The sequence below is a fragment of the Streptomyces sp. NPDC059003 genome (assembly GCF_042740445.1).
Lineage (GTDB): Bacteria > Actinomycetota > Actinomycetes > Streptomycetales > Streptomycetaceae > Streptomyces.
This window is the reverse complement of sequence record NZ_JBHYJH010000042.1, coordinates 49,948-61,400: the sequence shown is the minus strand read 5'-3', so window position 1 is coordinate 61,400 and position 11,453 is coordinate 49,948. Positions and strand designations below refer to the sequence as shown.

Here is an 11,453-nt window from a genome sequence, read left to right as displayed (position 1 = left end):
TCGCCTGTTTATTGTGTTTATACTAGACTCATTAAGGGGGGGGTATTTGTCCGCTTACCCTGGCACACTGGTTTGGGGCCCTCGGGGGCTGGCCCGTGGTTAATTGCCCTTCCCCGGTGGTTCAAACCGCCCGCTTGCCGACCTGCGCACCCTCGCGTGCCCGTACGTCCCGGAGCAGTACGTGATCGTTCCTCGGATACGGGGAGATCGGCGCGACGGTACTCGGTGCCCTGGCCGGCCGGCACAAGGTGGCCGCGGTGGTCACGCATCCCACGGACTTCGGCGGCATCGGCGAGGACCACGTCGTACGGCTCACCGAAGAGCTCGGCCTGGACCCGCTGTTCGCCCGCAAGGCCGGGGAGCCGCACGTCGTCGCCGCGCTGCGCGAGGCCGCGCCCGAGGTCCTCGTGTCGGCGAACTGGCGCACCACCGTGCCCGAGGCCGTCCTGGACATCCCCACCCGCCACCCGCTGAACGTCCACGACGCGCTGCTGCCCGCGTACGCCGGATTCGGCTCGGTCAACTGGTCCATCCGCAACGGCGAGACCCGGATCGGCCTGACCGTGCACGTCATGGAGCGCGAGCTCGACACCGGGCCGGTCGTGCACGCCGTCGAGGTGCCGATCGGCGCGCAGGACACCGCCACCACCGTCTACGCCGCGCTGCTGCGCGCGTACCCCGACGCCGTCCTGACCGCGCTCGACCTGGTCTCCCGCGACGTGACGCCCACGCCACAGGCCGCGCACGGCGCGTCCTTCTACCACCGCATCACCGAGGCCGACACGCGCATCGACTGGTCCCTCCCCACCACCAGGCTCCTCGACCTCGTGCGCGGGCAGAGCGATCCGTACGTCAACGCCTGGTGCCTCGTGGACGGGCGGAAGCTGTACGTGAAGCGGGCCGCGCGCCCGACGCGCGCCCACCGCGGCACCCCCGGCCGCGTCTCCCGGCACGCCGACGGCGGCGTCGCCGTCGTCTGCGGGCCGAGCTGGGCGGCCGACTCGGACGGCGTCGTCCTGCTGGAGGTCCAGTGGGAGGGCGAGCGGCCGCAGCCCGCCGTCGAGGCGCTGCCCAGGCCGGGAGCGCTGCTGTCGTAGCGCGCCCGCGTCGCGGTGTGTGAGGGTCCCGCATCCGGTTACCCGCGCCTCGTCGACGCGTCGATTCATCGACGGGGCGGTTCGTCGATGGGGCGACGCGTCGACGTGCGAGGGCGCGACCGCACCCGACCGGAACGGAGGCACGCCGTGAATCTGCCGAAGCACCGCACCGGTGGCCCGCTGGAGCCGCACCTCGGGCCCGGACGGGGCCTGGGGGACTGGAACCCCTTCACCGAACTGGAAACCATGTGGCGCGACATGGGCCGCGCCTTCGAGCACCACCTGTCTCCCGTCTGGGCGGGCGCGGGATGGGTGCCGGTCGCCGAGGAGGAGGAGACGGACGACGCGTACGTGATCCGCGCCGAACTGCCCGGCGTCCCCCGGGAGAACATCTCCGTGGACATCGACGCCCACGAACTGCGGATCTCGGGCGAGTTGAGCGAGGAGCAGCGCGGCCGGACCCTGTCGCGCCGCAGCGGCCGGTTCTTCTACCGCACGAGCCTGCCCGGTGACGTGGACCCGGACAGGGCGGAGGCGGAGCTGACCGACGGCATCCTGCGCGTCCGCCTGCCCAAGGCGGGCGGCTCCAAGCGGCGGCGCGTGTCCATCGGGGGTGACGACTAGGGGAGCGGGCGGAGCCCCGTAGCCGTTACCGGACGGGTCAGCCTCCGGCCGTGCGGCAACTCCCGCACAGACCCCACCAGATGATCTCGGCCTCGTCGATGCTGAAGCCCCGGTCGTCCTCGGGCTCCAGGCAGGGGGCCCGGCCGACGGTGCAGTCGACGTCCTCGATGCGGCCGCAGGACCGGCAGACCACGTGGTGGTGGTTGTCGCCGACGCGGAGTTCGTAGCGCGTGGGGGAGCCCGCCGGTTCGATGCAGCGGATCAGGCCGACCTGCGTGAGGTCGTCGAGGACGTTGTACAGGCCCTGCCGGGACAGGCCGCCGGGGCCTTTGGACGCGGACTTCCCGCCCGTGGCGACGCCGATGCGGCTCTCGAGGTCGGCCGCGGTGGAGTGCGGGTGCCCGCGCAGGGCGGTCAGCACGGCCCTGCGCTGCACCGTGCTGCGCAGGCCCTTGGTCCTGAGCAGTGCGGCCGCTTCCTGGTCCATGGCGCGACACCCCCTTTCCGTTCCATCCCGTCCCTGTGCGTCGTCGGAGTGTAACTGGATCACGTCTCGGCACCCTGAAGAGATCCGATCCTAGAATTGACTCTGTCTAATCTAGCGGGATACCGTCTCGTACGGCGATGACGTCAGCCCCTTTGTGCGGCGATGACGTCTGCTCCCTATTTGCTCCCTTTCATCACCTTTACCCCCCCACCCACTCCCCTTCCGACATGCCGACGGAGACCCCCATGAAGTGCTACGACTGCGACCTCGACGGCAGGAGCGACACGGCAGGCATCGGCATCTGCAGCCGGTGCAACCTGGTCGTCTGCGCCGACCACGGACGCGTCACACCCACGCTCGTCCACCAGGCGGCAGGCCTGGGCAAGGCGACCCGGGACCTGCCGGGGCGCCGCGTCGTCTGCGCGACGTGCTACGCGGCGGAACGGTCCGCCTGATCCGTCCGACCGGCGATCTGCCGGTGACCGATCAGCCGTCAACTCCCTTACCGGCCGGGCCATCCGCCCCGTCACCCCGAGGAAGTGCGTCGTGAACGTTCCCGCCGAGCCCGAAGCCGACCCGTCCGCCCGCGCGGAAGCCGATCCCTCCGTCAGAGCCGAAGCCGCGGCCGACCCCTCCACCGGAGCCGAAGCCCCGCCCGCCACCGGCCGCCCGCACCGCCGCCTGCTCCTGCACGGCCTGGCCGTACTCCTCGTCGGCCTGAACATGCGCCCCGTCATCGTGGCCGTCTCGGCCCTCCTGGACGACATCCGGCACGCCACCGGTCTGTCCAACGGCGCCGCGGGCGTCCTGTCGACCCTGCCGCTGATCTGCTTCGGGATCTTCGCCCCGCTCGCCCCACGCCTCGCCCGGCGCCTCGGCATGGAGCGCACCCTCGTCGCCGTACTCCTGGTCCTCCTTGCCGGAGCGGCCGTGCGCCTCGTCCCGGCGCTGCCCCCGCTCTTCGCCGGGACCTTCCTCATCGGCGCGGCCGTGGCGATCGCCAACGTCGTCGTGACGGCGCTGATCAAACGGGACTTCCACCGGCACGTCGGCCTGATGTCGGGACTGCACTCGACCATGCTCGTCGGCGGCGGAGCCGTGGCGGCCGCCGCGACCGTGCCGCTGCGCGACGGGCTCTCCCTCAACTGGTCCGGCGGGCTCGGCCTGTGGGGACTCCTCGCCCTGGCCGCCGTCCTCGTGTGGGCGCCGAGCCTGCGCGGCGGCCGTGGCCCGGCGCGGCGCCCCGCCTCCGGGGCGGGCACGGGCGGATCGCTCTGGCGCAACCGCCTCGCCTGGGCCGTGGCCCTCTTCTACGCCTTCCAGTCCCTCATCTACTACACGTCCACGACCTGGCTGCCCTCCTTCTACATCTCCCACGGCTACTCCGAGGGCCGGGCCGGTGTGCTGCTCGCCGTGTGTATGGGCTTCGCGATGCTCACCTCCCTGCTGGCCCCCGTCGCCGCGCAGCGCTCCCGGCGGCAGAGCCATCTGGCCGTGCTCGGCAGCGCCCTCTGCGCGGTGGCCCTCGTCGGCCTGATCGTCGCCCCGACGGGCGCCGCCGTCCTGTGGGCCGCGCTGCTCGGCCTGGGCCTCGGGGCCGTGCTCAGCCTCGGCATCGCCTACATGTCGATGCGGGCCCGCACCACCGAAGAGGCCGGGCTGCTCTCGGCGATGTCCCAGTGCGTGGGCTATCTGGTGGCCGCCGTCGGCCCCACGCTCTTCGGTGTCACCCGGGACCTGAGCGGGAGCTGGACCGCGGGCCTGATCGGCCTGGTCGTCCTCGCGGTGCCGATGGCGGTCACCGGCGCGCTCGCGGGCCGAGCGGGACACGTGCGGGTGCAGGGACCCTGAGCTCCCGAACGGGGGCCTACGCCTGGTCCCGTACGCGGCCGGGCTCCCGTAAATCGTTGGCGCGGCGGCGTGAAGCGGCGCCACAATCCGCAGTGAACCAGGGGGAGTTGAGATGGACGTCGACGTGTCCGAGCCCGAAGTCCGCACCGCGGCCGGGGTGGTGCGCGGCCGCCGTGACACGGGCGTCGCGGTCTTCCGCGGCATCCCGTTCGCCCAGCCGCCGGTCGGTCCGCTCCGCTTCGCCGCGCCACGGCCGGTGCGGGCGTGGGACGGGGTGCGGGAGGCGGTGTCGTACGGGCCGCCGCCCCCGCAGGGCGGCCACTTCGGCATGGACGCGCTGGCCCGGGACGCGGCGGGCGACGACTGGCTGACGCTCAACGTCTGGTCGCCGGATCCGGGGCCGGGCGCGGGCCTGCCGGCCCTCGTGTGGATCCAGGGCGGCGCCTACGCCATCGGGATGTCGGGCCTGCCCGAGTACGACGGCGGGCGCCTGGCGCGTGACGGCGGTGTCGTCGTGGTGACGTTCAACTACCGCGTCGGGCTTGAGGGGTTCGGGCAGATCGAGGGGGCGCCCGCCAACCGGGGCCTGCTCGATCAGATCGCCGCCCTCGCGTGGGTGCGGGACCACATCGGGGCCTTCGGCGGCGACCCGGACCGCGTCACGGTCTTCGGCCAGTCGGCCGGCGGCGGATCGGTCGCCGCGCTGCTCGCGATGCCCGGTGCGGCCGGGCTCTTTTGCCGGGCCGTCGCACAGAGCGCGCAGGGCACGTTCTTCACGCCCGAGCTCGCCGCCGACATCGCCACCGCCTGCGCCGCCGAGCTCGGCCTGCGGCCCACCGTGGCCGACCTGTCCGCGGTGGACCCGGTCCGCCTTTCCGCCGCCGGTGACGCGGTCGGCGCCGGCCTGCACCGGTGGGCGGACCGGTGGGGCAGGCCCGCGCACCGGTCGATCCCGTACGCGCCGGTCGTCGACGGTGACGCGCTGCCGGTCACCCCCTGGCAGGCCCTGGCCGACGGCGCCGCGCGGGACGTCGAGCTGCTCGTCGGCCACACCCGCGACGAACAGCGGCTGTTCACCGCGCTCGACGGCCTGCTCGGGCAGGTCACCGAGGAGCGGGCGGCGACCGCCCTGGACGTCTTCGCCCCCGGCGGGGACGGGGCGCTCCGTTACCGCGAGGGGCTGCCGGACGCGGGCCCGGACGAGCTGTACGAACGGGTCAACTCCGACTGGCTGTTCCGCATGCCGAGCCTCCTCCTTGCCGAGGCCAGGGCCAGGGCCGCGCGCGGCGGCCGGGTCCACGTCTACGAACTGACCTGGCCCGCCCCGGGCATGGGCGGCGTCCTCGGCGCCTGCCACGGCCTCGACGTGCCGCTCGTCTTCGGCAACCTGGACCGCGGCCAGCCCGCCGCGCTGATCGGCGGCGGCGAGGGCGGGGGCCCGCCCTCGGAGGCGGAGGCGCTGTCCGCCCGCATGCGTGCCGCGTGGACGGCGTTCGCCACCCACGGCGACCCCGGCTGGCCCGCGTACGACACCGCACAGCGGCTCGTGCAGCTCTTCGACACGGCCCCGACGGTCACCGCCGACCCGGAGCGGACCTCCCGCCTGATCTGGCAGGACCACGGCTTCCCGGTGCTGCCGCTGATCGACGGGTGAGGGCGCGCGCCGGACCGCCGAGCCGTCACCGCTCCCGCCACCGGTCCCGCCACCGCTCCCGCTCCCGCTCCCGCTACCGGTCCTGCGACAGCGCAAGCAGCTCCGCGAAGGTGCCGTCCGCGTGCACCAGGTCGTCGTACCCGCCCTGCTCGGTGACCCGGCCCTGCTCCATGACCACCACGTGGTCGGCGACCTTCGTGTTCTCCAGGCGGTGGGTGACGACGATCGTGATGCGGTCGGCGGCGATCTCCTTGATCTTCTCGAAGATCGCGTGTTCGCCGCGCGGGTCCATCTGCGACGTGGGCTCGTCCAGGATCAGCAGGGACGGGCGCCGGTACAGGGCACGGGAGCAGGCGAGGCGCTGCCACTGGCCGCCGGACAGCTCGGCGCCGCCGAAGTGCTCGCGGGCGAGCAGCGTGTCGAGGCCGTCCCGCAGCTCCTCGACGGGCTCGCGCATGCCGACCGCGTCGACCGCCTCCCAGACCGGGCCGTCGTCGAACGTCCGCGGCTGGCCGAGCGTCACGTTCTCCCGGACCCGCAGCGGCCACTGGGCGAAGATCTGCGGGACGAGCCCGGTACAGGACCAGACCGTGGCCGGGTCGACCTCGGCGAGATCCGCGCCGTTCCACGTCACCCGGCCCTTGTCGGCCAGGTACACGCCGGTGATCAGACGGGTCAGGGTGGACTTGCCCGAGCCGTTCACCCCGACGACGGCGAGGATCTGCCCGCGCCGCAGCGTCAGCGAGACGCCGTCGACGGCGGGCCTGTCCCTGCCCGGGTAGCGGTAGCTGACCTCGTCGAGCCGGATCTCCTCGACGGGCGGGCGGACGGCCAGGTCACCGCGGTGCGGCGCCCGCGCGGCGGCGTCGTCGATGAACGCCTGCATGTCGCTCAGATACAGGCTCGTGTGGAAGACCGCCGCGCCGTTGGCCACGACCTGCGCCAGCGCGGCCAGCGTCGTCTGGACGGCGACGACCGCCGTCGCGGCGACGGCGAGCGCGACCCGGCCCGTCACGGCGAGCCAGGCGAGCGTGCCCCAGGTGGCGACCAGGAACACCCCGCCGACCAGGGACGACACCAGGGCGATCCGCAGGGTGCGGGGCGCCGCCGCGAGGGTGCGCTCGTCGACCCGCGCGGACAGCGACCGGTACCAGAACAGCAGGTAGTCCGTCATGCCGTTGGCGCGGACCTCGTCGCCGTACTTCGGGGCCGTGGACCACCAGCGCATCATGCCGCGTACGTTGCGGTCGGCGATGTTCGCGTAGTGGATCTCGTAGTCGACCCGGGCGGTGAGCACCGCACCGGCCCCGGCCGGGAGCACGGCGAGCAGCAGCAGGGGCAGCATCAGGGGGTTCAGGACCGACAGGACCCCGCCGGCCGTGACCATCTTCACCAGGGCCGCCATGAAGCGCTGCGCGTCGGCGACCATCACATGGGTGCGGAGCACCCCCATCTCCGCGGCCTCCTGCCCGTCCGCGAAGCCGTCCACGGCGTATGCCGCCGCCTCCACGCGGCACACCGCCTCGACCAGGGCGGTGTCCGTCGCGGTCGTCAGCCTCGGCGTGATCCGGCGCTCGGCGTACAGGGCCAGGGCGCTCGACGTCCGGGCGAGCGCGGCGGCCCCGGCCACGAAGACGAGCGCGGGCAGCGCCGCGCGCAGCCGGTCCGCGACCGGGCCGCCCCCGAGCAATGGCCCCATGGCCTGCGCCGTCGCCGTGAGCAGGAGGGCGGCGGCCACGCCGGTGACGAGCTGGCAGACGAGGAGCAGGGCGACGGCCCCGCGGTCGGTGTCCCACGACAGCCGGGCGATCCTCCGCAGCACGGCGGGCAGCTGACCGCACAGCGTGCGGAACGACACCTGGCCGAGCGGGTTCACGGAGTACTCCCCGCTGTACCGGATCTCGGCGGGCGGGGGCGGCGGCGGAGCGAGGGACGGGGTGCCCTGGGCGTTCGCTGAGGTCAACTGCACTCTCCTGCACGGTCGTCGGCGTCGAAGCGGCGGCACCGGGGTCAACGACAGGCAGGCCCCTTTCGAACACACGTGTTTGAGCCGGAGTGGATTCCGCGGCAGCGCGCGCCCGACGGCGCCTGCCGGATGCACCGACCCTTGAGGCGCCGGGCGGGCCCCGCACGGGCCGCTGGCCGAAACGCCGACGGCGGGCCCGGCGGCCGACCCGCCGGTCCGCGGCGCCGGGGCGTGCGCGAAACTGGGTGCTCAAGTGCGGGAACGGACGAACGGGAGACAGGCAGATGAGCCGGACGACGGCCGCCGTGGAGACGAGGGACGCGTTCGTCGCCCGGCTCGAGGCCGGTCCCGGAGGGCCGGACCTCGGGTGGGTGACGCAGGTGGCCGCCGCGCTGTTCGGCGGGCAGGACGCGGACACGGCCCGGGTCTGGGCCGTGCGCGTCCACGAGGACCTGGTACGGCTCGGCGGGCGGGTGCCGTTCACGGTGGTGCACGACTGGCACGCGCACACGGTCGTGCCCCTCCTCGCGGAGGCCGGCGCGCGGCGCGGCGGGGACGGGGCGGCCCAGGAAGCGGTGCGGGCCCTGCACGAGCGGGCCCTGGCGGGGGAGCGGGCCGGGGAGGCGGAGTGGGCCGCGGCGCTCGGCCCGGCGCTCACGGAGGTCTACCGGTACGCCTACGCGTACGCGGAGGCCTACGCCACGGCCGCGGCCAACGCGCGCGGCTACGCCATGGACAACGACTTCGGCGAGGAGAAGGCCGCCGAGTTCGCGACGATGTACGCCAAGCTCAACACCGACGCCAACGCCCGCTCGTACGCCGACGCCAACGCGATCGCGCACACGCGCCTGCTCGCGGCCGCCTTCGCCGGGGCCGACGAGGAGGCCTTCGCCGCGGCGTACCCGTTCGCGTACGTGCACGCCTACGCGCTCGCCGACGCCGAGCGCGCGGAGCAGGAGGGGCGGGCCGAGCGGTATCGGGCCGCGTGCGGGCGGCTCGCGGACGGTTTTACCGAGAGCCTGGCGCGGGCCTCCGGCTGAGCCGGAGGCCCCGCGGGGTCAGGCCGTGGGCCGGTGGCCCCGGATCGCCACGCGCTGGCCGTAGCGCGAGTGCGGGAAGTAGTCCCAGATCGCGTGGTGCTGGACGCAGCGGTTGTCCCAGAACACCAGGGTGTTCGGCGCCCAGCGGACCCGGCAGCTCAGCAGGGCGGTGCTGGTGATGTGCTTGACGAGCAGGTCGAGGACCCCGCGGCTCTCGCCCTTCGACAGCTGCTCGATGTGCGAGACGTAGATGCCGTTGACGAAGAGGATCTTGCGGCCGGTGTCGGGGTGGCGGGCGATCACCGGGTGCGCGTGCTTGGGCACGTCGTACTCGGGCGGCGGGGTCTTGCCCTCCCACGCGAGCAGACCGTCGTGGATCGCGGTCTTCCCGTCGAGGAACTCCTTCATCGCGGGCGACAGCATCTCGTACGCCAGGTGCATGTTGGAGAACATCGTGTCGCCGCCGCTGCCGACCTCCGGCGTGCGCGTGACGTAGAGCATCGAGCCGAGCGAGGGCCGCAGGTCGGCGGTGCCGTCGGCGTGCCAGCCGTGCCCGGCCACGTCGCGCGAGTCCTTGTCGGCGCTGATGTCCAGGATGTACGGGTCGGAGCCCTCGGGGGCCAGGGCCACCGGGTGCAGCTCGCCGAAGTGGCCCGCGAACCGCTTGTGCTCCTCACCGGTGATCGTCTGGTCGCGGAAGACCAGGACGTGGTGGCGCAGGAAGGCGCGCTTGACCTCGGCCACCTGCTCGTCGGTGACCTTGGACAGGTCGATCCCGGACACCTCGGCGCCGATCACCGGGGTCAGCGGGTCCACGGAGATGTGGTCGTAGACCTCCGGGGGCCTGGTGGTGATGGCCTCGATGGCGTCGAGTGCGTACTGCTCCATTGCGTTCTCCTGAGGGTGTGTGAGGGGCTGGGGCGCGGCCGGTCAGAGGCCGCGCGCGAGCAGGTCGGCGAGGATCAGGCGGCCGAACGCCAGGTTCCCGTGGATCGCGTCGGTGGCCTCGCTGAACTCCGGGCGCTGGACGCCCTGTTCGTCGGTGACGCGGGCGCGCAGGTCCACGACCTCGACGCCGAGTTCGAGCAGGGCGCGGCGCATGACGTCCTGGGCGGCCCGGAAGACAGACGGGTCGGACATGCCCGGCACCCGCTGCGGCGGCATCGCGGACACCACGCGCAGGCCCAGGGCGCGCGCGTGCCCGTAGAAGGCGAGCGCGTCGCGGACCGTGGCGCGGACGAGGCCGTCGAAGAGCGGGCTCTCCAGGAAGCCCGGCGCGAACGCGCCGCCCCGGACGCGGTAGATGTCCCAGTTCGCGGTGGTGGCGACGAAGTGGGCGCTGAAGCCGAAGGTGCACACCAGCGGGGCGGTGAGCCCATCGAGCCCGTCGACGCCGAGCTCGCCGAGGAAGCCGCGGTAGAGCTCGTCCGCCTCCGGCTTGCGGAACACGACGTCCTGGCCGCGCAGGTCGAAGAACCCGGCCATGAAGTCCCGGCCCGCGCCGATGGGCCCGCCGCGAAAGGGGATGCCCGCCGCCTTCGCCGCCCGGCCGACCACCCCGGCGTGCGAGTCGCCGAGCAGCAGGAACCGGGCGGCGTCGGGCTCGGCCTCAGTGGGAGTTGTAGTAGTCGAGTACGGCGTCATCGCACCAGAAGTCCTCTCCGGCGGTGGTCGTGGCGGGGCGGGCGGACGACTGGGGCGCGCCCGGCTGCGGATCGCCCGTGCTCGGATCGCCCGTGCTCGGGGCGTTCGCGCTCGGGGCGTTCGCGCTCGGGCCGTCGGCGAGCGCGTCGAAGAACTGGCGCATGACGAAGCCGACGCCGTCCGGCGAGACGGTGCGCAGATTCGGCTCGTAGAACTCCGCCTTGAAGGGGAAGCCCGTGACGATCTCGTACGCGGGGAAGTAGTCGACGTGGTCGAGCTCCTGCGCCAGCTGCCCGGCCACCGCGCGCAGGACGGACTTGGAGTAGGTGGTGGCGGTGAGCGCGTGACCGCCGGTGGCGGTCGCGGTGAGCGGCACCGGCGACACGGTGAGGAGCACCCGCAGGCCCGGATTGGCGGCCCGGGCCAGGGCGATGGCCGCCGACAGGTCGTCGTACACCTCGGTGAAGGTGAAGTTGTGGAACGCGTGCCGCTCGGCGTCGTACGTGCCGCGCACGGTGCCCGGGCAGACCGGGTGGACCGTGCCGTCGGCGCGGTCCACCCAGGCCTCGGTCAGGCCGAGCGTGAACACCAGCACCCCCGCCTCGCCGACGGCCCCGCGGATCGCGGCGAGGGTCCGCTCGCGCGCCCGGACCACCTCGTCGGCCGAGCCGTGGCCCTCGGGCTCGACGGACGGACGGAACGGGTCGAAGAACCGGCCGTCCTCGCTCCACACCTCCTGCGGCGGGGCGCTCTCGCCGAACGCCCAGGACAGCCACTGGCGCAGCACCGCGGCGGTGTAGATGTTGCCGGTGCGGAACGAGAACACGCCGAAGTGGCGGGCGCGGCGCTCGGCCTCGGTGAGGCCCGGCGGGGCCGGCTCGGCGTCGCGCCAGTTCATGCCGCGCTCAAGGAGGGCGCGGCCGATGTGCCGGGCGAAGCAGGATCCGGCGGTCAGGACCACCTCGTCCTGGCCGACGGCGAACTTGGGCGTCCAGAGCCCGCCGATGTCCCGCAGGTCCGGCTCGGCCACGGCGGTGCGCCAGAACGAGCGCGGCGGCAGCGATTGGTAGGGCTGACTGGGCGTCATGGT

General features: G+C 73.6%; 11 protein-coding genes. 6 read left to right on the top strand and 5 right to left on the bottom strand.

Annotated features, from left to right (window positions below; translation table 11 throughout):
* Positions 1–257 precede the first annotated feature (257 nt).
* Together ACFWZ5_RS17465 and ACFWZ5_RS17460 are read left to right on the top strand one after the other, a co-directional pair.
* Positions 258–1,097, top strand: coding sequence for a methionyl-tRNA formyltransferase (locus ACFWZ5_RS17465; RefSeq protein WP_384804778.1), 840 nt, complete (start codon positions 258–260; stop codon positions 1,095–1,097).
* A 147-nt stretch (positions 1,098–1,244) separates the two neighbouring features.
* Complete coding sequence (locus ACFWZ5_RS17460) at positions 1,245–1,721, top strand: Hsp20/alpha crystallin family protein (protein WP_384804780.1); 477 nt, start codon at positions 1,245–1,247, stop codon at positions 1,719–1,721.
* Positions 1,722–1,758: 37 nt separating this feature from the next.
* On the opposite strand, the gene ACFWZ5_RS17455 is transcribed toward ACFWZ5_RS17460, so the two are convergent.
* A complete protein-coding gene (locus ACFWZ5_RS17455) occupies positions 1,759–2,208 on the bottom strand; it encodes a Fur family transcriptional regulator (RefSeq protein ID WP_384804782.1) in 450 nt (149 codons plus the stop codon).
* A gap of 227 nt (positions 2,209–2,435) precedes the next feature.
* Between ACFWZ5_RS17455 and ACFWZ5_RS17450 the strand changes: the two genes are divergently transcribed.
* From ACFWZ5_RS17450 to ACFWZ5_RS17440, 3 genes are all read left to right on the top strand, one after another.
* Complete coding sequence (locus ACFWZ5_RS17450) at positions 2,436–2,663, top strand: DUF2180 family protein (RefSeq protein WP_384804784.1); 228 nt, start codon at positions 2,436–2,438, stop codon at positions 2,661–2,663.
* Positions 2,664–2,754: 91 nt separating this feature from the next.
* Positions 2,755–4,059 carry an MFS transporter gene (locus ACFWZ5_RS17445; protein WP_384804786.1) on the top strand — a complete coding sequence of 435 codons (1,305 nt, stop codon included), beginning with the start codon at positions 2,755–2,757 and terminating at the stop codon, positions 4,057–4,059.
* Between the two features lie 112 nt (positions 4,060–4,171).
* Entirely contained in the window at positions 4,172–5,713 is a 1,542-nt protein-coding gene (locus tag ACFWZ5_RS17440) for a carboxylesterase/lipase family protein (protein ID WP_384804788.1), read from the top strand.
* Between the two features lie 73 nt (positions 5,714–5,786).
* Here the strand turns inward: ACFWZ5_RS17440 and ACFWZ5_RS17435 are convergent, their stop codons facing one another.
* Positions 5,787–7,676 (bottom strand): ATP-binding cassette domain-containing protein, encoded by a 1,890-nt coding sequence (locus ACFWZ5_RS17435; protein WP_384804790.1) that lies wholly within the window; start codon positions 7,674–7,676, stop codon positions 5,787–5,789.
* Positions 7,677–7,963: 287 nt separating this feature from the next.
* Here ACFWZ5_RS17435 and ACFWZ5_RS17430 point away from each other — a divergent pair, with 287 nt between their 5' ends.
* Complete coding sequence (locus ACFWZ5_RS17430; RefSeq protein WP_384890826.1) at positions 7,964–8,719, top strand: SpcZ; 756 nt, start codon at positions 7,964–7,966, stop codon at positions 8,717–8,719.
* Positions 8,720–8,737: 18 nt separating this feature from the next.
* Here ACFWZ5_RS17430 and ACFWZ5_RS17425 read toward each other — a convergent pair whose 3' ends face one another.
* Genes ACFWZ5_RS17425 through ACFWZ5_RS17415 form a run of 3 tightly spaced genes read right to left on the bottom strand, consistent with a single transcriptional unit; the run spans position 8,738 to position 11,450 of the window.
* Positions 8,738–9,607: a TauD/TfdA dioxygenase family protein gene (locus ACFWZ5_RS17425; protein ID WP_384792702.1), complete on the bottom strand. Its 870-nt coding sequence runs from the start codon at positions 9,605–9,607 to the stop codon at positions 8,738–8,740.
* Positions 9,608–9,649: 42 nt separating this feature from the next.
* A complete protein-coding gene (locus ACFWZ5_RS17420) occupies positions 9,650–10,363 on the bottom strand; it encodes a hypothetical protein (protein WP_384792699.1) in 714 nt (237 codons plus the stop codon).
* Entirely contained in the window at positions 10,329–11,450 is a 1,122-nt protein-coding gene (locus tag ACFWZ5_RS17415; RefSeq protein ID WP_384792696.1) for a GSCFA domain-containing protein, read from the bottom strand. Before ACFWZ5_RS17415 ends, ACFWZ5_RS17420 begins: the two co-directional genes overlap by 35 nt.
* Positions 11,451–11,453 lie beyond the last annotated feature (3 nt).

Excerpts from the sequence above, each read along its gene's own strand:
- ACFWZ5_RS17455 (WP_384804782.1), bottom strand. The coding sequence starts at position 2,208 with ATGGACCAGGAAGCGGCCGCACTGCTCAGGACCAAGGGCCTGCGCAGC.
- ACFWZ5_RS17450 (WP_384804784.1), top strand. The coding sequence starts at position 2,436 with ATGCCGACGGAGACCCCCATGAAGTGCTACGACTGCGACCTCGACGGC.
- ACFWZ5_RS17440 (WP_384804788.1), top strand. The coding sequence starts at position 4,172 with ATGGACGTCGACGTGTCCGAGCCCGAAGTCCGCACCGCGGCCGGGGTG.
- ACFWZ5_RS17430 (WP_384890826.1), top strand. The coding sequence starts at position 7,964 with ATGAGCCGGACGACGGCCGCCGTGGAGACGAGGGACGCGTTCGTCGCC.
- ACFWZ5_RS17425 (WP_384792702.1), bottom strand. The coding sequence starts at position 9,607 with ATGGAGCAGTACGCACTCGACGCCATCGAGGCCATCACCACCAGGCCC.
- ACFWZ5_RS17420 (WP_384792699.1), bottom strand. The coding sequence starts at position 10,363 with ATGACGCCGTACTCGACTACTACAACTCCCACTGAGGCCGAGCCCGAC.
- ACFWZ5_RS17415 (WP_384792696.1), bottom strand. The coding sequence starts at position 11,450 with ATGACGCCCAGTCAGCCCTACCAATCGCTGCCGCCGCGCTCGTTCTGG.